The organism is Pseudomonas sp. NBB, from assembly GCF_032701105.1.
Classification (GTDB): domain Bacteria; phylum Pseudomonadota; class Gammaproteobacteria; order Pseudomonadales; family Pseudomonadaceae; genus Aquipseudomonas; species Aquipseudomonas asiatica.
In genome coordinates, this window is the sequence record NZ_CP103994.1 from 4701973 (window position 1) to 4724261 (window position 22289).

General features: G+C 63.3%; 21 protein-coding genes. 15 read left to right on the forward strand and 6 right to left on the reverse strand.

The features are described from left to right. Nucleotide 1 precedes the first annotated feature (1 nt). The 6 genes from NY023_RS21805 (at nucleotide 2) to pdeM (ending at nucleotide 9731) form a co-directional block, all read left to right on the forward strand. Nucleotides 2-2443: a penicillin acylase family protein gene (locus NY023_RS21805; RefSeq protein ID WP_041505637.1), complete on the forward strand. Its 2442-nt coding sequence runs from the start codon at nucleotides 2-4 to the stop codon at nucleotides 2441-2443. 106 nt (nucleotides 2444-2549) lie between these two features. Further along, on the forward strand, nucleotides 2550-3566 hold the full coding sequence (locus NY023_RS21810) for a ligase-associated DNA damage response exonuclease (RefSeq protein WP_013973942.1): 1017 nt from the start codon (nucleotides 2550-2552) through the stop codon (nucleotides 3564-3566). Further along, nucleotides 3563-5221 (forward strand): ATP-dependent DNA ligase, encoded by a 1659-nt coding sequence (locus NY023_RS21815; protein ID WP_013973943.1) that lies wholly within the window; start codon nucleotides 3563-3565, stop codon nucleotides 5219-5221. The genes NY023_RS21810 and NY023_RS21815 overlap by 4 nt, the downstream gene beginning before the upstream one ends. Nucleotides 5222-5444: 223 nt before the next feature. After that, nucleotides 5445-6560: a succinylglutamate desuccinylase/aspartoacylase family protein gene (locus NY023_RS21820; RefSeq protein ID WP_013973944.1), complete on the forward strand. Its 1116-nt coding sequence runs from the start codon at nucleotides 5445-5447 to the stop codon at nucleotides 6558-6560. A gap of 67 nt (nucleotides 6561-6627) precedes the next feature. After that, on the forward strand, nucleotides 6628-9081 hold the full coding sequence (locus tag NY023_RS21825) for a ligase-associated DNA damage response DEXH box helicase (RefSeq protein WP_013973945.1): 2454 nt from the start codon (nucleotides 6628-6630) through the stop codon (nucleotides 9079-9081). Then, a complete protein-coding gene (gene pdeM, locus NY023_RS21830) occupies nucleotides 9078-9731 on the forward strand; it encodes a ligase-associated DNA damage response endonuclease PdeM (protein WP_013973946.1) in 654 nt (217 codons plus the stop codon). The genes NY023_RS21825 and pdeM overlap by 4 nt, the downstream gene beginning before the upstream one ends. 10 nt (nucleotides 9732-9741) lie before the next feature. Here pdeM and NY023_RS21835 read toward each other — a convergent pair whose 3' ends face one another. Together NY023_RS21835 and dcd are read right to left on the reverse strand one after the other, a co-directional pair. Next, on the reverse strand, nucleotides 9742-9969 hold the full coding sequence (locus NY023_RS21835) for a hypothetical protein (protein WP_003254918.1): 228 nt from the start codon (nucleotides 9967-9969) through the stop codon (nucleotides 9742-9744). Nucleotides 9970-10062: 93 nt separating this feature from the next. Continuing rightward, a complete protein-coding gene (gene dcd, locus NY023_RS21840; RefSeq protein ID WP_003258001.1) occupies nucleotides 10063-10629 on the reverse strand; it encodes a dCTP deaminase in 567 nt (188 codons plus the stop codon). 328 nt (nucleotides 10630-10957) lie between these two features. Here dcd and NY023_RS21845 point away from each other — a divergent pair, with 328 nt between their 5' ends. Continuing rightward, nucleotides 10958-11167, forward strand: coding sequence for a cold-shock protein (locus NY023_RS21845; protein WP_003254922.1), 210 nt, complete (start codon nucleotides 10958-10960; stop codon nucleotides 11165-11167). 185 nt (nucleotides 11168-11352) lie between these two features. Here the strand turns inward: NY023_RS21845 and apbC are convergent, their stop codons facing one another. Next, nucleotides 11353-12447: an iron-sulfur cluster carrier protein ApbC gene (gene apbC, locus NY023_RS21850; protein WP_013973947.1), complete on the reverse strand. Its 1095-nt coding sequence runs from the start codon at nucleotides 12445-12447 to the stop codon at nucleotides 11353-11355. A 158-nt stretch (nucleotides 12448-12605) separates the two neighbouring features. Between apbC and metG the strand changes: the two genes are divergently transcribed. The 7 genes from metG (at nucleotide 12606) to NY023_RS21885 (ending at nucleotide 18370) form a co-directional block, all read left to right on the forward strand. Continuing rightward, the gene (gene metG, locus NY023_RS21855; RefSeq protein WP_013973948.1) at nucleotides 12606-14645 is read left to right on the forward strand and encodes a methionine--tRNA ligase; all 2040 of its coding nucleotides are present in this window, start codon (nucleotides 12606-12608) and stop codon (nucleotides 14643-14645) included. 165 nt (nucleotides 14646-14810) lie between these two features. After that, the gene (locus NY023_RS21860) at nucleotides 14811-15359 is read left to right on the forward strand and encodes an Rnf-Nqr domain containing protein (protein ID WP_013973949.1); all 549 of its coding nucleotides are present in this window, start codon (nucleotides 14811-14813) and stop codon (nucleotides 15357-15359) included. Next, nucleotides 15356-16330: an RnfABCDGE type electron transport complex subunit D gene (locus NY023_RS21865; RefSeq protein WP_013973950.1), complete on the forward strand. Its 975-nt coding sequence runs from the start codon at nucleotides 15356-15358 to the stop codon at nucleotides 16328-16330. Before NY023_RS21860 ends, NY023_RS21865 begins: the two co-directional genes overlap by 4 nt. After that, the gene (locus NY023_RS21870) at nucleotides 16327-16929 is read left to right on the forward strand and encodes an RnfABCDGE type electron transport complex subunit G (protein WP_013973951.1); all 603 of its coding nucleotides are present in this window, start codon (nucleotides 16327-16329) and stop codon (nucleotides 16927-16929) included. Before NY023_RS21865 ends, NY023_RS21870 begins: the two co-directional genes overlap by 4 nt. Next, nucleotides 16922-17446: an NADH:quinone oxidoreductase gene (locus tag NY023_RS21875; RefSeq protein WP_013973952.1), complete on the forward strand. Its 525-nt coding sequence runs from the start codon at nucleotides 16922-16924 to the stop codon at nucleotides 17444-17446. The genes NY023_RS21870 and NY023_RS21875 overlap by 8 nt, the downstream gene beginning before the upstream one ends. Before the next feature lie 4 nt (nucleotides 17447-17450). Next, nucleotides 17451-18089, forward strand: a complete 639-nt coding sequence (gene nth, locus NY023_RS21880) for an endonuclease III (protein WP_013973953.1) — start codon at nucleotides 17451-17453, stop codon at nucleotides 18087-18089. Between the two features lie 104 nt (nucleotides 18090-18193). Continuing rightward, nucleotides 18194-18370, forward strand: coding sequence for a PA3496 family putative envelope integrity protein (locus NY023_RS21885; protein ID WP_003258006.1), 177 nt, complete (start codon nucleotides 18194-18196; stop codon nucleotides 18368-18370). 43 nt (nucleotides 18371-18413) lie between these two features. On the opposite strand, the gene NY023_RS21890 is transcribed toward NY023_RS21885, so the two are convergent. Further along, a complete protein-coding gene (locus tag NY023_RS21890; RefSeq protein WP_023660944.1) occupies nucleotides 18414-19034 on the reverse strand; it encodes a response regulator transcription factor in 621 nt (206 codons plus the stop codon). 365 nt (nucleotides 19035-19399) lie between these two features. Between NY023_RS21890 and NY023_RS21895 the strand changes: the two genes are divergently transcribed. Continuing rightward, nucleotides 19400-19882: a hypothetical protein gene (locus NY023_RS21895; RefSeq protein WP_013973955.1), complete on the forward strand. Its 483-nt coding sequence runs from the start codon at nucleotides 19400-19402 to the stop codon at nucleotides 19880-19882. A gap of 56 nt (nucleotides 19883-19938) precedes the next feature. Here the strand turns inward: NY023_RS21895 and NY023_RS21900 are convergent, their stop codons facing one another. After that, nucleotides 19939-21156, reverse strand: coding sequence for an argininosuccinate synthase (locus NY023_RS21900; RefSeq protein ID WP_013973956.1), 1218 nt, complete (start codon nucleotides 21154-21156; stop codon nucleotides 19939-19941). A gap of 156 nt (nucleotides 21157-21312) precedes the next feature. Further along, on the reverse strand, nucleotides 21313-22230 hold the full coding sequence (locus tag NY023_RS21905; protein ID WP_013973957.1) for a flagellar protein MotY: 918 nt from the start codon (nucleotides 22228-22230) through the stop codon (nucleotides 21313-21315). Nucleotides 22231-22289 lie beyond the last annotated feature (59 nt).

The window sequence follows — 22289 nt, forward strand, 5'->3', positions numbered from 1 at the left end:
CATGGCCGCCCCCGCCTTTCCTCCATTCCGCCCGCGGTTCGCAACCGCTGCCACGCTGCTCGGCATGCTCGTGCTGGCCGGCTGCCAGACGGGCGGCTACCAGGACAGCGTGCCGCCGACCAGCGGTGTGCAGCCACTCAAGGGCCTGGCGCAGAACGTCTCGGTACGGCGCAACGCAATGGGCGCACCACTGATCGAAAGCGGCAGCTTCCATGACGCCCTGTTCAGCCTGGGCTATGTGCATGCCGGCGACCGCATCGAGCAGATGGTCGCCATGCGCCTGCTGGCCCAGGGCCGCCTGGCAGAACTGGCCGGCAGCGACGCGCTGGACATCGACCGTTTGATGCGCGCGGCCAACCTCAAGCAGAGCGCCACCCAGCAGTACGCCGACGCCTCGCCACGGCTCAAGCGCTTCTTCGAAGTGTATGCACGCGGGGTCAACGCCTACCTGTTCCGCTACCGCGACAAGCTGCCCGCCGGCCTGGCCAGCAGTGGCTACCGCCCCGAATACTGGAAGCCCGAAGACTCGGCACTGATCTTCAGCCTGTATGCCTTCAGCCAGTCAGTGAACCTGCAGGAAGAACTGAGCGCCCTGACCCTGGCGCAGAAAGCCGGCAGCGACAAGCTTGCCTGGCTGCTGCCCGGTGCCCCGGACGAGCCGTTGGCCGAAGCCGAAGTGGACAAGCTCAAGGGCCTGAACCTGGCCAGCCAGTTGCCGGGGCTGCCGGCCCTGGCAGCTGCCAGCCAGAAGCTGGCCGACCTTGACCTACTGGGCAGCCCGGGCTCGGCCAACCTGGCCCTGGCGCCGCAGCGCAGCCGCAGCGGCAAGAGCCTGCTGGCCAGCGACAGCCGAGCTGCCTGGGCCCTGAGCCCGGTGCAGATCCACACCGGCAAGTACCAGGTCGCCGGCCTGTCGTTGCCCGGCCTGCCGATCGTGCTGGCCGGCTACAACGGCAAGCTGGCCTGGAGCAGCAGCGCGGTCATGGCCGACAACCAGGACCTGTACCTGGAGCAACTGCGCCACCAGGGCAGCCAGCTGAGCTACCTGGCCGACGGCAAATGGCTGCCGGCCCGCGCCCGTAGCGAAACCTTCTTCGTCCGCGGCCAGCGCCCGCTGCGCGAGGTGTTGTACGACACCCGCCACGGCACCCTGCTGGCCCAGCCAGGCAATGCCAGCCTGGGCCTGGCGCTGAACCTGCCACAGTTCAAGGGCGACCGCAGCCTGGATGCGCTGTTCGACCTGACCCGTGCCAAGAGCGTGGAGCGTGCCTTCGACAGCACCCGTGAAGTGACCGCCGCCGCCCTCAACTTCGTCTTCGCCGAACCCGAGCACATCGGCTGGCAAGTCAGTGGCCGCTACCCCAACCGCCGCGAAGGCCAGGGCCTGCTGCCCTCGCCGGGCTGGGACGGGCGCTACGACTGGGACGGCTATGCCGACCCGATGCTGCACCCTTACGATCAGGACCCGCCCGCCGGCTGGATCGGCCACGCCAACCAGCGCAGCCTGCCGCGTGGCTATGGCATGCAGCTGTCCAGCACCTGGTACTACCCCGAGCGCGCCGAGCGCCTGGCACAGCTGGCCGGCAATGGCCGCCACGACAGCCGCAGCCTGATGGCCCTGCAGAACGACCAGACCACCCTGCTGGCCGACAAGCTCAAGCAGATGTTCGACGCCCCGGGCATGGCCCAGCCGCTCAAGCAGGCGATCGACGCCCTGCCCGCCGCACAGCGCGACAATGCCCGCGACGCGCTGGCCCGGCTCAAGGCCTTCGATGGCCGCCTGAGCCCGGTGTCGGCCGATGCCGCACTGTACGAACTGTTCCTCCAGGAAGTGGCCCGGCAAACCTTCCTCGACGACCTGGGCCCGGAATCCGGCCCGGCCTGGCAGGCTTTCGTCAGCAATGCGCGGTTGTCGTTCTCGGCGCAGGCTGACCACCTGCTGGGCCGCGACGACAGCCCGTTCTGGGATGACCGCAGCACCCCGCAGAAAGAAGACAAGCCGGCCATTCTCGCCCGCAGCCTGGCGGGCGCGGTGGATGCCGGCATCGCGCAACTGGGCGCCGACCGCCGCGCCTGGCAGTGGGGCAAGCTGCACCAGTACCGCTGGCCTGCACCGGCCTACCATGGCCTGGGCGATGCCCTCGGTCGCCCGCCGCTGGCTGCCGGTGGCGACTTCACTACCCTGGCCCTGACGCCATATGCCTGGGGCAGCGAATTCGACACCCGCCTGCCGGCCTCGGCACGGATGATCGTCGACTTCGGCCAGGCCGAGCCGTTGCAGGTGCTGACCAGCAGCGGGCAGTCCGGCAACCCGGCCAGCACGCATTACAGCGATGGGCTGGATGCCTGGTTCCAAGGGCGCTTCATGAGCCTGCCACTGCAGCAGCAGAACTTCGGGCGAGCTTATGGCAACCAGCGTTTGACGTTGGTGCCTGGGAAATAAACAATGGCGCCTTTGTTGGGGCCACTTTGAGCCCCAACCATCTCCAGTCGAACTTCCCGCATCTACCATGGTTCCTAACTGGTAACTCCAAGCCAGCGCCCATGCCATGGACCTCGTCATCGCCCGCCCCGAAGGCCTGTACTGTCCGCCCGGTGATTTCTACATCGACCCCTGGCGACCAGTGGAGCGTGCCGTCATCACCCACGGCCACGGCGACCATGCCCGCGTCGGCAACCGCCATTACCTCACCGCCGCCCCAGGCGCCGGCATCCTGCGCAGCCGCCTGGGCCAGGACATCGACCTGCAAACCCTGCCGTACGGCGAACGCCTGCTGCACCATGGCGTAACCCTGAGCCTGCACCCAGCCGGGCATGTACTGGGCTCGGCGCAAGTGCGCCTGGAGTACCAGGGCGAGATCTGGGTCGCCTCCGGCGACTACAAAGTGGAGCCCGACGGCACCTGCACGCCGTTCGAACCGGTGCGCTGCCACACGTTCATCACCGAATCGACCTTCGGCCTGCCCATCTACCGTTGGCCCAGCCAGGGCGAGATCTTCACCGGCATCAATACCTGGTGGCGCGCCAATTGCGAACAGGGCAAAGCCAGCGTGCTGTTCTGCTATGCCTTCGGCAAGGCCCAGCGAATCCTCCATGGGCTGGACGCCAACATTGGCCCAGTCCTCGTGCATGGCGCTGTCGAACCGCTCAACCGGGTTTACCGGGACGCTGGCGTCTACCTTCCGCAAACGCGCTATGTCGGCGATATCCCTCGCAACGACCCGCTGCTGCGCCAGGCTCTGGTCCTGGCACCGCCTTCGGCGGGTGGCAGCAGCTGGATGCGCCGTTTCGGTGACTACAGCGATGCCTTTGCCAGTGGCTGGATGCTGTTGCGCGGCACCCGCCGCCGGCGCGGGGTAGACCGAGGCTTCGTGCTCTCGGACCATGCCGATTGGCCGGGGTTGCTCTGGGCCATCGGCCAGACTGGCGCAGAACGCGTGATGGTCACCCATGGCTCGGTCAATGTGCTGGTGCGCTACCTCATCGAACAGGGCCTCGATGCCCGCGCCTTCGTGACCGAGTACGGCGAGGAAGATGACGTGGTAGCCGCGGAGCCAGACGCATGAAAGCATTCGCCGAGCTGTACCTGAGGCTGGATGCGACTACCTCCAGCACTGCAAAGCTCACGGCGCTACGCGAATATTTCAGCACCGCCCCGGCTGGGGATGCCGCCTGGGCGGTGTACTTCCTGGCAGGTGGCCGCCCTCGCCAACTGGTGCCTACACGCGTGCTGCGGGAGCTGGCCGGCAGGTTGGCGGGGCTGCCTGACTGGCTTTTCGAGGAGTGCTACCAGGCCGTTGGCGACCTGGCCGAAACCATTTCCCTGCTGGTTCCGGAAAGCCACCACCCCGGCGGCGACGGCCTCGCCCGCTGGGTCGAAGCCCATCTGCTGCCATTGCGCGGCCTGCCAGTCGAGGAGATCCAGCAACGCCTGCCGCCTCTTTGGGCCCAGCTGGACCGCCCCAGCCTGATGCTTTGCCTGAAACTCATCACTGGCAGCTTTCGCGTGGGCGTATCGAAGCTGTTGGTCACTCGCGCCCTCGCGCAACTGGCCGGGCTGGATGCCAAACGCGTGGCCCAGCGCCTGGTTGGCTACACCGACATCAGCCACCGCCCGACGGCAGCCAGCTATCAACGGCTGATAGCCCCGGAATCAGACGATGAACATAGCTTGCGTGGCGGCCAGCCCTACCCGTTTTTCCTGGCCCACCCCCTGCAGGTATCAACCGAACAGCTAGATACACTGCTCGGGCCGCCGAGCGAATGGCAAATCGAGTGGAAATGGGACGGCATTCGTAACCAGGTGGTCAAGCGCGAAGGCCAGCTGTGGGTCTGGTCGCGCGGTGAGGAACTGGTCACCGAACGCTTCCCCGAATTGCACAGCCTGGCGCAGACGCTACCCGACGGTGTCGTGCTCGATGGCGAGATCCTGGTTTGGAAACCTGGTGGCTCAGCGGCTGAGCTGGCTGTGCAGCCATTTGCCCTGTTGCAGCAGCGCCTGGGACGCAAGACCTTGGGCAAGAAGCTGCTGAGCGACGCACCGGTCGTGCTGCAGGCCTACGACCTTCTGGAATGGCAAGGCGAGGACTGGCGCAGCCGGCCGCAGCATGCACGCCGCCAGCAGCTGGAGCAGGTACTTGAGCAGCACCCATTGGCCCCGGTATTGCTCTCGCCTCTGCTCGAAGGCCAGGACTGGACCGACCTTGCCCGCCAGCGCGAACAGTCCCGCAGCCTGGGGGTGGAAGGGCTGATGCTGAAACAGCGAGAGGCGTTGTATGGCGTGGGGCGCACCAAGGACATGGGCACCTGGTGGAAGTGGAAGATCGACCCGTTCAGCGTCGATGCCGTGCTGATCTATGCTCAGCGCGGCCACGGCCGGCGGGCCAGCTTGTACAGCGACTACACCTTCGCCGTGTGGGACGCGCCAGCCGGTACGCCGGGTCGGGCACTGGTCCCCTTTGCCAAGGCCTATTCAGGGCTCAGTGACGAAGAAATGCGCAAGGTCGACGCCATCATCCGCAAGACCACCGTTGAAACCTTCGGGCCGGTGCGCAGCGTGACGCCGACGCTGGTGTTCGAGTTGGGCTTCGAGGGCATCGCCCTGTCCAGGAGGCACAAGAGCGGCATCGCCGTGCGCTTTCCGCGGATGCTGCGCTGGCGGCTGGACAAGCCAGTGGAAGAAGCGGATGACCTGGCTACATTGCAGGCGCTGCTGGCCTGAAACAATTTCTGGACCGTGCTGGCTTCTTCGCGGGTAAACCCGCTCCCACAGGTCATGCACAAAAGCTGAGTTTTGTGCGATCCCTGTGGGAGCGGGTTTACCCGCGAAGAAGCCAGCGCGGTGGCCAGGAGGGCACCGATGCAGGCGCAAGGCCAAAAACTGTGCTTCTATCTGTGTGCCGCCCCGTGTCGCAGACCGTTTTCGCCACGCACCCAGGACCACCATGCACCATTCAACTCACGACCTGCTCTCGCCCGTTCCGGGCATCACCCGCCAGTTGCACAGCTTCCACTTCGGACCTCGCGGTGGCGGCAAAGTCTATATCCAGGCCTCGCTGCATGCCGACGAGCTGCCCGGCATGCTGGTGGCCTGGCACCTCAAGCGCCGCCTGGGTGAACTGGAACAGCAAGGCCGCCTGCAGCGCGAGATCATCCTGGTGCCGGTGGCCAACCCGGTCGGCCTGGAACAGGTGCTGCTGGACGCGCCGCTGGGGCGTTTCGAACTGCAAAGCGGCGAGAACTTCAACCGTAACTTCGTCGATCTTTCCGACAGCATCGGCGACCAGATCGAAGAACACCTGACCGAAGACCCGGCACACAACCTCGCGCTGATCCGCGAATACCTGCGGCGGGGGCTGGACGCACACCCGGCGCGCACACCGCTGCAGGCTCAACGCCTGATATTGCAGCGCCTTGCCTGCGATGCCGACATGGTGCTGGACCTGCACTGCGACTTCGAGGCGGTCGAGCACCTGTACACCACGCCAGACGCCTGGCCGCAGATCGAACCTCTGGCCCGCTACCTGGGTGCCCAAGCCAGCCTGCTTGCCACCGACTCTGGCGGGCAGTCGTTCGATGAATGCTTCAGCCTGGTCTGGTGGCAGTTGCAGCAACGCTTCGGCAAACGGTTCCCGATTCCGCTGGGCTGCTGCTCGGTCACCGTCGAGCTGCGCGGCCAGGCCGATGTCAGCCACGACCTGGCCAGCAAGGACTGCCAGGCGATCCTCGACTTCCTTACCCATGCGGGGGTCATCGAAGGCGCAAGCCCGGCCCTGCCCGCCTTGCGCTGCCCGGCCACGCCGCTGGCCGCAGTAGAACCGGTGATAACGCCACTGGGCGGGTTGCTGGTGTACCACGCCCGGCCAGGCCAGCACCTGGAGGCGGGCCAGTTGATCGCTGAAGTCATCGACCCGCTCAGCGACCGGGTGACGGCCATCCGCAACAGCCAGCCCGGCCTGCTGTATGCACGTAACGTACGGCGCATGGCTACCGCAGGCATGGTCATCGCCCACGTCGCAGGCGAGCAGGTGTGCCGCAGCGGCTATCTGCTGGCAAACTGATCCGGTAAAACCATTGCGCCTGGCTGGTTGTCTGTAGAAACACAGCCACCGAAGGACCCTATGCCCCATGCCCGCCGCCACCGACCTCGCCAAGGCCTGGTTCGCCAAGCGTGGCTGGAAGCCTTTCGCTTTCCAGCGCCGTGTCTGGGCCGCCGTGGAACGGGGCGAATCCGGCTTGCTGCATGCCAGTACCGGTGCCGGCAAGACCTACGCGGTATGGCTCGCCGCACTGAGGGCCTTCAAGGCCGAAGCCCAAGGGCGTCATGCTGCACCCTTGCAGGTGGTGTGGGTTACCCCCATGCGAGCCTTGGCCGCCGACACCGCCCGCGCACTGCAAATGCCGCTGGACGACCTGGGCCTGCCCTGGAGCGTGGGCATTCGCAGCGGCGACACCGGCAGTGCCGAACGTGCCCGGCAAGCACGGCGCCTGCCCAGCGTACTGGTCACTACCCCTGAAAGCCTTACGCTGCTGTTGACCCGGGCACAAGCTCGCGAAGACTTCGCCACACTGCGCCTGGTAGTGGTGGACGAATGGCACGAACTACTGGGCAACAAGCGTGGGGTACAACTGCAACTGGCTTTGGCCCGCCTGCGCCACTGGCACCCGAGCCTGCCGACGTGGGGCCTGTCCGCGACCCTCGGCAATCTCCAACATGCGCTGGACGTATTGCTGCCACAAGGCGGCCTGCTGGTACAAGGCCGACAGGACAAGCAGTTGCAGGTCGATACCCTGCTGCCAACGGCCATCGAGCGCTTCCCCTGGGCCGGGCACATGGGTTTGAAGATGCTCGATCAGGTCAGCCGGGAGATAGATGCCAGCACTAGTTGCCTTGTCTTCACCAACACTCGGGCGCAGGCCGAACTCTGGTACCAGGCCCTGCTCGAGGTACGCCCCGAGTGGGCCGGGCTGATTGCCTTGCACCATGCCTCACTGGCCCGCGATACCCGTGACTGGGTCGAGCGCAGCCTCAAGCAAGGCAACCTGAAGGCAGTGATCTGCACCTCCAGCCTGGACCTGGGGGTGGACTTCCTGCCCGTGGAGCGAGTACTGCAGATCGGTTCCGCCAAGGGCATTGCCCGTCTCGTGCAACGGGCCGGGCGCTCCGGCCATGCGCCGGGGCGGCGCTCCCGGGTTACTCTGGTGCCCACCCACAGCCTGGAACTGGTGGAAGCAGCCGCCGCCAGGCACGCCCTGGCAGCCGGGCACATCGAAGCCCGGCATTCGCCGCGCTTGTGCATGGACGTGCTGGTGCAACACTTGGTAAGCATGGCTTTGGGCAGCGGCTTTCACCCGCAGCAGTTGCTGGCCGAAGTGCGCAGTACCTGGGCCTTCAGCGAATTGCGTGACAGCCAGTGGCAATGGGCGCTGGACTTCGTCTGCCATGGCGGCAGCTCACTCAGCGCCTACCCAGACTACCAGCGCGTCGAGCGCCAGCCCGACGGCACGTACAAGGTTGCCAGCGAACGTTTGGCACGTCGCCACCGCATGAGTATCGGTACCATCGTCAGCGACGCCAGCCTGCAGCTCAAGTACTGGAGCAAGGGTGGTGGGGGCAAGGCGCTGGGCAGCGTCGAAGAGGCGTTCATTGCCCGTTTGCGCCCTGGCGACACCTTGGTGTTCGCCGGGCGAGTGCTGGAACTGGTGCGCGTGGAAAACATGACGGCCTACGTACGCCGCAGTACCGCGCGCAAGGCAGCGGTTGCACGCTGGAATGGTGGCCGCATGCCGCTCTCCAGCGAACTGGCCGACGCACTGGTCGAGCAGCTCGGCGCAGCATCCCAAGGGCGCTTTCAAAGCCCGGAGATGCGAGCAGTACGCCCCCTGCTGGCCTTGCAGGCGCAATGGTCGGCGCTGCCCACCCCCGAAACGCTGCTGGCAGAAACCTTCAAGTCGCGCCAGGGTTGGCACCTGTTCCTGTATCCGTTCGCCGGGCGCATGGCCAACCTTGGCCTGGCCAACCTGATCGCCTGGCGGGTTAGCCGCGTGCAGCCGCTTTCGGTTTCGATTGCGGTCAATGACTACGGGTTCGAACTGCTCAGCCCGGGCAACGTGGACTGGGCCACACACCTTCCGCAGGCACTTGGTACCGAACACCTGCTGGATGATGTACTGGCCAGCCTCAACGCAGGAGAAATGGCGTTGCGTCGTTTTCGCGAGATCGCACAAATTGCCGGGTTGGTGTTTGGCGGGTATCCGGCGGCGCAGAAAAGCCTCAGGCAGATCCAGGCCTCCAGCGGCTTGTTCTATGAGGTATTTCGCAAGCATGACACCGGCAACCTGCTGCTGGCCCAGGCACGGGACGAGGTGCTGAATGAGGAGCTGGAGATCGAGCGGTTGCACCGGCAATTGCTGAAGATGGGGCAGTTACAGCTGGAACTGCGACCACTCAAGCGGCCCGGACCGTTGGCATTTGCCTTGCTGGTGGAAGGCATGCGCGAAACGTTGAGCACCGAGAGACTGGCGGACCGGATTGCGAGGATGGTCGCGGAGCTGAACAGTGCGGCGGACGCTACGGAATGACCAACCTTCTACCCATCGAACACCATGGCCAAGTGCTCTGGCTGCTTTCGGACAAGGCCATTTACTGGCCAGCCCGTCACGCCCTGCTGGTGGCCGACCTGCACATCGGCAAGGCAGCAAGCTATCGCGCCTTGCACCAACCGGTACCGCGCGGCACTACCGAGGCGACACTCGCCCGCCTGGATGCATTGCTGGCAAGGCATGATTGCGAGCAACTGATCATTCTTGGCGATTTTCTGCATGCGCGCGCAGCGCAGGCGCCGGCAACCTTGGCAACGCTGCAGGCCTGGCGAGAGCGCCACAGAACCCTGAAAATCGTGCTGATCCGCGGCAATCACGATCGAAGCGCCGGTGACCCGCCCGCCTCACTCGGTATCGAAGTCGTGAGCGAACCCTGGCTGTTGGAACCCTTTGCGCTACAACACGAACCCCGCCCCCACCCGACCCAACCGGTGTTGGCAGGGCACGTACACCCGGTATTCGTCCTGCGCGGCAAGGCTCGGCAACGCCTGCGATTGCCCTGCTTCCTGATCGATGGACAGGTCAGCCTGCTGCCGGCGTTCGGTGAATTTACCGGGGGTTGGGAAATCGCCCCCACGGGCGCCAGCCGGGTGTTCCTGACCGGTGCAGACCGCGTCTGGCCGCTCTAGCCCGGATCACTCAAGCTACAGGTGCCGGTGGAGGCTCGTCCGGCAGGGTCGGCTCGCCCGGCTCCATGGGTGGTGTTTCACCAGGCTCCGGCGGTTGCGGGGTATCCGGGTCAGGCTGGTGGGGCACGCCCCCCGCCTGCATCGGCAGCGGGTGTGCCAGCAGTGACCATGGTAGCAACCCGACGTGGTTGGGCTGCAGGCCTGCCAGCTTGGCACTGATTGCGGGGTGGAGTTTCATTGGCTGCTCCTGGCAAGGCCGCTACGCGTCATGCGTACCGGCGTTATCCAGTTGGAGTGCCAAAGGCGCGGGGAATTCCCCGCGCTTGTCGGCTCAGGTACGCGGCAGGGTGACGCCGCGCTGGCCTTGGTACTTGCCGCCACGGTCCTTGTACGACACTTCGCATTCTTCGTCGGACTGCAGGAACAGCATCTGGGCCACACCTTCGTTGGCGTAGATCTTCGCCGGCAGCGTGGTGGTATTGGAGAACTCCAGTGTCACATGGCCTTCCCACTCGGGCTCGAGCGGGGTGACATTGACGATGATGCCGCAACGGGCGTAGGTGCTCTTGCCCAGGCAGATGGTCAACACATCACGCGGAATGCGGAAATACTCGACGGTACGCGCCAGGGCGAAGGAGTTCGGCGGGATGATGCACACGTCGCTCTTGATGTCGACGAAACTGCCTGCATCGAAGTTCTTCGGGTCGACGGTGGCCGAGTTGATGTTGGTAAACACCTTGAATTCGTCGGCGCAGCGCACGTCGTAGCCGTAGCTGGAGACGCCGAAGGAGATCACCCGGCTGTCCTGTTCGCCGCGCACCTGGCGCTCGACGAACGGTTCGATCATGCCGTGTTCCTGCGCCATGCGGCGAATCCACTTGTCCGATTTGATGCTCATGGCGGGGTGTCCTGAAGAGTTGCGAGGTGAAAATTCGAGACGCGCATCTTACCGGTCCCGGCGCCCAGGTTAAAGTTCCATGCCTCATCCCGCGCCGGGCGGGGGCTTCAGCCGCCGTCGATCCGAATTTGCGTAAAGCGCCTTCTGACCATTGGCAGGTTGCGGAAAGTGGGGTAAGGTGGCGCCACTGTGCTGCACGTGACACCGAGAATCTCTAGTTTGATGCACGATCCTGATCGGCCCATCGCTGAATTTTCTGCTCTCTTTGCGCTCAGTCCCGGCCAGGGTTTTTCCTGACCGTTATCAAATTGTCCAAGGAGACAGAAAAATGTCCAACCGTCAATCCGGTGTTGTTAAGTGGTTCAACGATGAGAAAGGCTACGGCTTCATCACCCCTCAGTCGGGCGACGACCTGTTCGTGCACTTCAAAGCCATCCAAGCTGACGGCTTCAAAACCCTGAAAGAAGGCCAGGCTGTTACTTTCGTCGCTACCCGCGGCCAGAAAGGCATGCAGGCTGAAGAAGTTCAGATCGCCTAAGTCGATCGAAGCTTCCTAGCTTTCAAAAAACCCGCCTTCCGGCGGGTTTTTTTATGCCTGGTCGAAAGACCGAGTCAGCCTCTTCGCGGGTAAACCCGCTCCCACAGGGATAACGCGGTACTTGAAGTCTGCGCTGTACCTGTGGGAGCGGGTTTACCCGCGAAGCAGGCGACTCGGTCTGCCAGTCAATCTTCGCTGATGGTAATGCTAGGCATCGCCGGCGCAGCAGCTTCCTGCAGCACGATCCGCGCACCCACCTGACGGGCCAGCTCCTGATAGATCATCGCAATCTGGCTTTCCGGCTCGGCGATCGCCGTCGGCTTGCCACTATCGGCCTGCTCGCGAATCAGCATCGACAGCGGCAACGACGCCAACAGGTCGACGCCATACTGGCTCGCCAGCTTCTCGCCACCGCCTTCGCCGAACAGGTGCTCGGCATGGCCGCAGTTCGAGCAGATGTGCACGGCCATGTTCTCCACCACGCCCAGCACCGGGATGTTGACCTTGCGGAACATCTCCACGCCCTTCTTGGCATCCAGCAGGGCCAGGTCCTGCGGGGTGGTGACGATCACCGAACCGGCAACCGGTACCTTCTGCGCCAGGGTCAGCTGGATGTCTCCGGTGCCCGGCGGCATGTCGATCACCAGGTAATCCAGGTCGTCCCAGGCAGTCTGGGTCACCAGCTGCAGCAGCGCGCCGGAAACCATAGGGCCACGCCATACCATCGGCGTGTTGTCGTCGGTAAGGAACGCCATGGACATGACTTCCACGCCATGGGCCTTGATCGGCACAAACCACTTCTGCTCGCGAATCTGCGGGCGGGTGCCTTCGGCGATGCCGAACATCACGCCCTGGCTGGGGCCATAGATATCAGCATCGAGAATACCCACCCGCGCGCCCTCGCGAGCCAGCGCCAGGGCCAGGTTGGCCGCGGTGGTCGACTTGCCCACACCGCCCTTGCCCGAGGCCACGGCGATGATGTTCTTGACGTTGGCCATTGCCGGCACCTGAGCCTGGGCCTTGTGCGCAGCCACCACGCAGTCGATCGACACCTGGGCACTGCTGACGCCCTCCAGGTTGCCGATGGCGGTCTGCAGCACCTGGGCCCAGCCGTTCTTGAACAGCCCTGCGGCATAACCCAGTTGCAATTGCACGCTGACCTGGCCGCCCTGGATATCGATTGCGCGCACACAGCCGGCGCTGATCGGGTCCTGGTTCAGGTAGGGGTCGGTGTACTGGCGAAGCACGCCTTCGACGGCGGCACGGGTGACGGCACTCATGGAGACTCCCAATGGCAAACTGAATGTAAAACAGACGCCTATCCTAACCCGTCAATCGTCAGCAGATGCGCATGCGGGGTGAAATATCTTCGCCAGCCCTTTATAGTGGCCGATCAACCTCATTTTTACCCCGTCGCCAGATAAGTAGCCGAGCCACCATGTCCGAGCCACGTCAGATTCTCGTCACCAGCGCCTTGCCCTATGCCAACGGATCGATCCACCTTGGCCATATGCTCGAGTACATTCAGACAGACATGTGGGTCCGCTTCCAGAAGCTGCGCGGCAACCAGTGCATCTACGTTTGCGCCGACGACGCCCACGGTTCGGCCATCATGCTGCGCGCCGAGAAAGAAGGCATCACCCCGGAACAGCTGATCGCCAACGTCCAGGCCGAACACAGCAGCGACTTCGCCGACTTCCTGGTGGACTTCGACAACTTCCACTCCACCCACAGCGAAGAAAACCGCGAGCTGTCGGGCCTGATCTACGCGCGCCTGCGAGACGCCGGGCACATCGCCACCCGTTCGGTAACCCAGTATTTCGACCCGGAAAAGGGCATGTTCCTCGCCGACCGCTTCATCAAGGGCACCTGCCCCAAATGCGCGGCCGAAGACCAGTACGGCGACAACTGCGAAAAATGCGGCGCCACCTACGCACCCACCGAGCTGAAGAACCCCAAGTCGGCCATCTCTGGTGCCACCCCGGTATTGCGTGATTCCCAGCACTTCTTCTTCAAGCTGCCGGACTTCCAGGCCATGCTGCAGCAGTGGACCCGTAGCGGCACGCTGCAGGACGCGGTAGCCAACAAGCTGGCCGAATGGCTGGACTCGGGCCTGCAGGAATGGGACATCTCCCGCGACGCACCGTACTTCGGCTTCGAGATCCCGGGCGAGCCAGGCAAGTACTTCTACGTGTGGCTGGATGCACCGATCGGCTACATGGCCAGCTTCAAGAACCTTTGTGCACGCCGCCCGGAGCTGGACTTCGACGCGTTCTGGAACGAAGGCTCCAAGGCCGAGCTGTACCACTTCATCGGCAAGGACATCGTCAACTTCCACGCCCTGTTCTGGCCAGCCATGCTCGAAGGCGCGGGCTTCCGCAAGCCGAGCGCGGTCAACGTGCACGGCTACCTGACCGTGAACGGCGCCAAGATGTCCAAGTCGCGCGGTACCTTCATCAAGGCCCGCACCTACCTCGACCACCTGCAGCCGGAATACCTGCGTTACTACTACGCTGCCAAGCTGGGCCGTGGCGTCGATGACCTGGACCTGAACCTGGAAGACTTCGTGCAGAAGGTCAACTCCGACCTGGTCGGCAAGGTGGTCAACATCGCCAGCCGCTGCGCCGGTTTCATCCACAAGGGCAATGAAGGCGTGATGGTAGCTGGCGATGCTGCACCGGAGCTGACCGAAGCCTTCCTGGCGGCCGCCCCGTCGATCGCCGACGCCTATGAAGGCCGCGACTTCGGCCGTGCCATGCGCGAAATCATGGCGCTGGCCGATCGCGCCAACGCCTGGATCGCTGACAAGGCCCCATGGTCGCTGGCCAAACAGGAAGGCAAGCAGGATGAAGTTCAGGCCATCTGCGCCCAAGGCATCAACCTTTTCCGTCAGCTGGTGATCTTCCTCAAGCCGGTGCTGCCGGTACTGGCTGCCGACGCCGAGGCCTTCCTCAACGTGACACCACTGACCTGGAACGACCACCTGTCGCGCCTGGAAAACCACCAATTGAACCCGTTCAAGGCGCTGATGAGCCGCATCGAACCGGCCAAGGTCGAAGCCATGGTCGCCGCCAGCAAGGAAGACCTGCTGGCCGCCGAAGCCAAGGCCCCGGCCGGCAATGGCGAGCTGGCCAAGGACCCGCTGTCGGCGGAAATCGAGTTCGACACCTTCGCTGCCGTCGATCTGCGCGTGGCACTGATCGTCAAGGCCGAAGCCGTACCGGGCGCGGACAAGCTGCTGCAACTGACCCTGGACATCGGTGACGAGCGCCGCAACGTGTTTTCCGGCATCAAGTCGGCGTACCCCGACCCGTCCCAGCTGGAAGGCCGGCTGACCATGATGGTGGCCAACCTCAAGCCACGGAAGATGCGCTTTGGGGTGTCCGAAGGGATGGTCATGGCGGCCGGGCCTGGCGGTGAAGAGATCTACCTGCTGAGCCCGGACAGCGGTGCCAAGCCAGGCCAGCGCATCAAGTAACAAAACCTGCTGGACCTTGTGGGAGCGGGCGTGCCCGCGAAACTGACTACGCGGTGCATGGCACCGGCGTTGCCGGTGTTCGCGGGCACGCCCGCTCTCACAATGACTCCGGCACCTCGATGCCAAACCCGGACAATCGCCCCGATTCCCGGCTATCGTCATCTCATGAGCGACTACATCCTGGTACTGATCAGCGCTGCGCTGGTCAATCACCTGTGCCTGCAACAACAGCCATTCCCAAGGCTGCACCTCCACGTGCACGGTCTCGCCTGCGCACTGTGCATTGCCTTGGGCGTGATCGGCGCACAACTACTGGTGCGCGGGGTGCTTGCCCCACTGCAAGCCCAGGACCTTGCCCTGTTCCTGTTGTTGCCCTGGCTGGCCGTGCTTGCCTGGGGCGTACCATGGCTACTGACAAGATGGCGCCCGAGCTGGCCGGTGACGCAACTGCCCGCGCTGCTGTTGAGCGACGCGGTAGTACTGGGCTTGACCCTGCAACAGGCAAGCGACGAAAGCACATGGCTCGCTACCTTGCTGCAAGGCCTGCTGGCCGGCGGCGGCTTCTGGCTGGCGTTGGTGCTGTTCGCCGACCTGCGCCAGCGCAGCGCTCATGCCGACGTCCCCGGGGCAATGCGCGGCCTGCCCATCGAACTGCTTGGGGCCGGAGTAATGGCCATGGCGTTTTCCGGCTTCAACGGGCTGTTCGCCCAATGACCGCCAAGCCCGACCCGCGGCTACGCACCAGCATGGGCCTGGTGTTGCTGGCCTGCGTACCTGGCCTGCTGGCGCTGTTCTGGCTGCATGGCTGGAGTTTGCTACTGAACCTGTTGCTGTGCGCCAGCACCGCGCTGCTGTGCGAGGCGCTGTTGCTTACCTTGCGAGCACAACCGCTGCGCACGGCGCTGAACGACGGCAGCGCGCTGGTGACCGCCGTGCTGCTCGCCGCCGCCCTGCCCACCTTGGCACCCTGGTGGTTGCCGGTGGTCGCTACCAGCGTTGCCATCGGCATCGGCAAGCAGGCCTTTGGCGGGGTTGGGCGCAACCTGTTCAACCCGGCCATGGTCGGCTACGCCTTCGTGCTGCTGAGCTTCCCGTTGCAGATGAACCATTGGCCGGGGCCGGCACCAGGCCTGCTCGACAGCCTACAGCTGGTGTTCGCCGGCGGCGAGCAGATCGATGCCTGGGCCAGGCCGACGCTGCTCGACGGCCTTCGCCACAACCACAGCCTGACCATCGATGAACTGTTCGCCGGTCACCCGGGCTTCGGCAGCATCGGTGGACGGGGCAGCGAATGGGTCAACCTGGCGTTCCTGCTGGGCGGCCTGTTCCTGCTGCAACGCAAGGTTATCAGTTGGCATGCGCCGGCCGGTCTGCTGGCTGGGTTGTTCCTGTTCAGCCTGCTGGGCTGGAATGGCTCGGGCTCGGACTCCAACGGCTCTCCCCTGGTGCACCTGTTCTCCGGCTCGACAATGATGGCGGCGTTCTTCATTGCCACCGAACCGGTGTCCGGGCCCCGGCAGGAGTGGGCGAAGCTGGGTTTCGGCCTGGGGGCGGGCCTGCTGATCTATCTGATCCGCACCTGGGGTAGCTACCCGGACGGTACAGCGTTCGCCGTCCTGCTCATGAACCTCATGGCGCCGAGCCTCGAACGCCTGGCTCTGCAGCGCCAGCAGGTTGCCCGATGAAGCGCCTGGTACGTGATGTGGGTTTGTTGCTCCTGACCGGAGCACTGGCGCTGTCGACCACTTTGGCCTGGCAGCACTGGACCAGCGCAGCCATCGCCGACGCCGAGAAGCAACTGAATAGCCGCCAGCGGCTGGCGGTGTTGCCAGAAGGCAGTTACGACAACCAACCTTTGGACAGCCCGTTGCCTAGGCCCGCCGCACAGCGGCCAAACAGCCGCATCCTGGCAGCTTACCGGGCAACGCTGGCGGGTAAACCGGCCGCCGTCATACTGGTCACAAAGGCCCAGGGCTATGCCGGGCCTATCGTGCTGAGCGTGGCCATCGCAGCGGACGGCCGACTGATCGGCAGCCAGGTGGTCGAGCAACAGGAAAGCCCTGGGCTGGGTGCACGCCTGGGTGATGCGCAGCTGAACTGGCTGGGGCAATTTGCCAATCGTCAGCTGGGCGACCACTGGGCGCTGAAGCGCGACCAGGGCGACTTTGACCAGTTGGCCGGCGCAACCGTGACCTCACGTGCAGTGATCGTCGCGCTACAGGAAGCGCTGAGCTACTTCGATGAGCAGCGCAGGGTATTGCTGGAGGGCGCCACGCATGAATAGGCTCTACCTGCTCGGCGCAAGCCTGGTGCCTCTGCTGGGCGCCACCCGAACACTGAGCGAAGGCGCCACCATAGGCGTGTGCGCAGTGCTGCTGAGCAGCCTTCACCAGCTATTAATGCCCCCCCTGCGCCGACGGTCTGTCACCTGGACCTATGTACTGGCCAGCCTGCTGGTTCTGGCGGCCCTGGCCAGTTGCTTGCAACTGGCACTGCGTGCCTGGCTGCTGCCACTGGCACTCTCCCTCGGCCACTATCCCGCACTGCTGTGCCTGCAATGCCTGGCCATTGACTACCTGCTACCCGATCAAGGGCGCTGGCGCCTGCTCGCCGGCCACCTTTGCGCGCTGCTTGCCACATGCCTGCTGCTTGGTGCCAGCCGCCAATGGCTGGCCGACGGTATCGGCCTGCACCTGGCCAGCCTGGCCCCGGGCGCCTTGCTACTGCTCGGACTGCTGTTGGCCTTGTACAATCGCCTGCGTCCGGGCCCTGCCCAATCACGTCATCAAGGAAAGCTCTGATTTCATGAATGCCGCCAAACGCCTGGAGATCTTTCGCAGGCTGCACGAAGACAACCCCGACCCGAAGACCGAACTGGCGTACACCACCCCGTTCGAGTTGCTGGTCGCCGTGACACTGTCTGCGCAATCCACCGATGTCGGCGTCAACAAGGCCACCGCACGCCTGTTCCCGGTCGCCAACACCCCCGAGGCCATCTATGCGCTGGGCGTCGAAGGCCTGAGTGAGTACATCAAGACCATTGGCTTGTACAATAGCAAGGCGAAGAACGTTATCGAAGCCTGCCGGCTGCTGATCGAACGCCATGACAGCCAGGTCCCGCAGACTCGCGAAGCCCTGGAGGCGCTACCCGGCGTTGGCCGCAAGACCGCCAACGTAGTGCTCAACACAGCGTTCCGCCAGCCGACCATGGCGGTGGATACCCATATCTTCCGGGTCAGCAACCGTACGGGCATTGCGCCAGGCAAGACGGTGCTGGAAGTGGAGAAAAAGCTGATCAAGTTCGTACCAAAGGATTACCTGCTCGACGCCCACCACTGGCTGATCCTGCACGGGCGCTATGTGTGCCAGGCACGCAAGCCACGCTGCGGCAGTTGCCGGATTGAAGACTTGTGCGAGTACAAGCACAAGACCTCCGACGATTGAGTCGATAGCTGGAAACTACCGGCAGCGATTGAAAAAATCTTTTTTACCAGCGTCTGCTTTCTGGTTATAAGGACGGCCAATGGCCCCTTGGCTTGGAGCGACTCATGAGTAGCGATAAAGACGACCTGTCGATCGAAGATGATTTTGTTGCCGCAGATGACGAAGCGGAACCCCAGGTGGAAACCGCAAAGACCAACCTGAGCAAGCGCCGCACCATCGACAATATGCTGGAGGAAAGGCGCCTGCAGAAGCAGTTGGCCGACTTCGACTACGATCTGTAACCCTGGCAAAGCCTCCTGGCTGGAGGCTTTACGGCCTTGGCGTTCAGTTCAACCCTTGCCGCTGCGCCAGCTCGATCAGGTCGACCAGCGAGCGCGCATTGAGCTTGAGCAACAGGCGCGACTTGTAGGTACTGACCGTCTTGTTGCTGAGGAACATGCTGTCGGCAATCTCCTTGTTGGAACGCCCTCGCGCCAGCTGTTGCAACACGGTCATCTCGCGCGCCGAGAGGCGGTTGACCATATCCGTCTCGCTTCCGCCCCTGCCACGTGACACATGCAAGGCCTGGTTGGGGAAGTAGCTGTAGCCCGACAGTACGGCCTTGATGGCGCTCAGCAGCTCGGTGAGTTCCTGCTGCTTGCACACATACCCCGCCGCCCCCGCCTGCATGCAGCGCATCGAGAAGTTGCCGGGGGCCTGCGATGTCAGCACCAGCACCTTGCTGCCCGGGCTGAAAGTTGTCATGCGACCGATCACCTCCAAGCCATCCAGCTTGGGGATACCGATATCGAGCACCACGATATCCGGCAGGTGTTGCCGTGTGAGTTGCAGCGCAGCCACCCCGTTGTCGGTTTCCGCCACGACGTCATACCCATGCCGCTCCATCAGCATGCGTACGGCCAGGCGTATGACCGGATGATCATCCACGATAAGCACTTTATTCATGCGATATCCATTCATTGCTTTTGCTTTGGCCCGCCAAGATAACCTACAGAACGCTTACTGGCGCGGTGATTTACCGGCGAAATATATGAACAGATAGAACCTACAACACTTACAGAAATTTCCTACACTCAACTGATGCACTTGTAACAATCAAATTCCCTGTTACCAAATGAACGGTATCACCGGCTGGTAAAAGTGCACCAGTTGGAAACCGGCCGACACCTCAGGAAATATTCAGCTCAAATGCGCTGAACAAACACCGTCATCAGGATTTCAAGCGATTATTCTCACCCGGGAAACAATCCAGTCTTTAGTTGAGCATCGCCGTAAGGTAAAGATGTGCAAAATCGCTGGAGACGACCCATATGCACCAAGTACAGCCTGTCGCCCCGCTGACGATCATTGCCATCTTCGCAGGGATTATCGAAGCCTCCGCCCTTGCCACATTGCCGTTTCTCAGCGAATCCAGCCAAAAGCTCTATACCTGGTTCCTGGTGGGCTTCCCATTCTTCCTGACGGCACTGTTCTTCCTCACGCTCAACTTCAATTACAAGTCGTTCTACGACCCGTCGCCAAACAGGACGCCAAACGACAACACATCGACACCGAGTGATGTGGCCAAGCATGCAATTCCCGGTAGTACCGGCGAAGCGCTGCAGGGCGAGCCTGTCACGTTCATGTTTTCCGGCCCCGATGCCTATCGCATGATGGAGCAGCAATTGCTGTCCGCCCTCGCCCAACCGCCTCAGCAATCTCGCACCTGGCGCTTTTGCAACCTGGACAGACGCCAGTGCGCGCAACTATCGATCAGCGCGCTTGATGAACAGGTGGCAAACGACGGCCACTGATTCCACAGAAAAAAAACCCCGGCCTGAGCCGGGGTTCTTGCTGCACATGACGGCAATCAGAGCAGCGAGCGGCCCTTGTTGGCAGCAATGCGCATACGCAGGGCGTTGAGCTTGATGAAGCCAGCTGCATCCGCCTGGTTGTAGGCGCCGCCATCTTCCTCGAAGGTAGCGATGTTGGCGTCGAACAGCGAGTCGTCCGACTTGCGGCCGACAACGGTGACGTTGCCCTTGTACAACTTCAGGCGTACCACGCCGTTCACGTTGACCTGCGAAGCGTCGATCATCTGTTGCAGCATCAGACGCTCCGGGCTCCACCAGTAGCCGGTGTAGATCAGGCTGGCGTACTTCGGCATCAGCTCATCCTTCAGGTGAGCGACTTCGCGGTCCAGGGTGATCGACTCGATGGCACGGTGGGCCTTGAGCATGATGGTGCCACCAGGGGTCTCGTAGCAACCGCGCGACTTCATGCCGACGTAACGGTTCTCGACGATATCCAGACGGCCGATGCCATTGGCACCACCGATACGGTTCAGGTCGGCCAGGACGGTGGCCGGAGTCTTCTCGACACCGTCGATGGCAACGATGTCACCGTTGCGGTAGGTCAGCTCGATGTAGGTAGCCTGATCCGGGGCGTTCTCAGGCGAGACACTCCAGCGCCACATGTCTTCTTCGTGCTCGGTCCAGGTATCTTCCAGGACACCGCCTTCGTAGGAGATGTGCAGCAGGTTGGCGTCCATCGAGTACGGCGACTTCTTCTTGCCGTGGCGCTCGATCGGGATGCCGTGCTTCTCGGCGTAGTCCATCAGCTTCTCGCGGGACAGCAGGTCCCACTCACGCCATGGGGCGATTACCTTGACGCCTGGCTTCAGCGCGTAGGCACCCAGTTCGAAACGCACCTGGTCGTTGCCTTTGCCGGTGGCGCCATGGGAAATGGCGTCGGCGCCGGTTTCGTTGGCAATTTCGATCAGGCGCTTGGCGATCAGCGGACGGGCGATGGAAGTACCCAGCAGGTACTCGCCCTCGTAGACGGTGTTGGCGCGGAACATCGGGAACACGAAATCACGCACGAATTCTTCGCGCAGGTCGTCGATGTAGATCTCTTTAACGCCCATTGCCTGGGCCTTGGCACGAGCCGGCTCGACCTCTTCGCCCTGCCCCAGGTCAGCGGTGAAGGTCACCACTTCGCAGTTGTAGGTATCCTGCAGCCACTTGAGAATCACCGAAGTATCAAGGCCGCCGGAATACGCCAGTACGACCTTTTTTACGTCCGCCATGCCATCACTCCACGGGGTTGTACGGAAAGGGATCGATTCTAACGACGTTACGGATAAAATTACAGTGGGGCGACAGCTTCTGACGACAAAGCGACAAGAAGTTTCGGAAGGGCGACTTACCGTCGGAAATTATGAAATGCCGTGTGGGAGCAGCCTTCAGGACTTGGCAGGTGTTGGCTCAGGGGCCTTTTCGACAGGCTTCTCAGCCGGCTTCTCGATGACCGCAACCCGATCCAGTTCGATATTCACCCGACGATTACGCGCCCGGTTGGCAGCATTGGTGTTCTTCGCCAATGGGTAACGCTCGCCATGGAAACGCACGGTAATCTGCTCTTCCGGAACGCCATGGGCCTTGAGGTAGTCGGCTACCGCCAGTGCCCGGCGGCGCGACATGTCGCGATTGGTCAGGCGATTGCCACTGTTGTCGGAGTGGCCGTTGAGCTCTACATGGTTAACGGTCGGGTCAGCCTTGATGTAGTCGAGGATCACATCCAGCCGTGCCTTGGCCGCGCCATCCAGCTCGAAGCCTCCCCCGGGGAAGCCCACCTGGGTCTGACGCACCTGATCGTAATTCATCGGCAGCAGCTTGCCGGCACAGGCCTGATAGTCGTTGTAGGCCTTGGCGAAGCTGACCGGCAGCACACGCACCTCCATCGGCCTGCCCGCCTCGCCGGCATAATTGCGTACCACCGTGCTGCGCCCATCGAGCAGGCCGTTGATCAGGCGACTGGCCTGGCCTTGGGAAGAACTGAACAACACCCCGGTACGGGCGATGCGCACGCTGCCCAGATTGATGTCGCTGCGCCCAGGCTGCCACGGCGCAGCAGCTGCCAGCAATGTGGCCGTGCCCGCCCCCAGTACGTTGCTGTCCGAGCGCAACTGGAACACCGGCTGCTCGCCCGCGCGGCGCACGAACTCGCCACTGCCGAAACCATCGATCGGCTGGATCAGCCGGCATTCGAACTGGTCACCCTCGACCTTCCAGGCAATGTTTTCCATGCGCGTCTGGAAGGTCAGCGCACCGGCCGGCAGGCTGGCGAACAGGGTCAACAGGGCTAGGTAACGCTGGCGCACGGGCGGCTCCACAAATTCAGACGGCTTACCTGCAGGCTATCGGACGCCTGGCGGAAAAC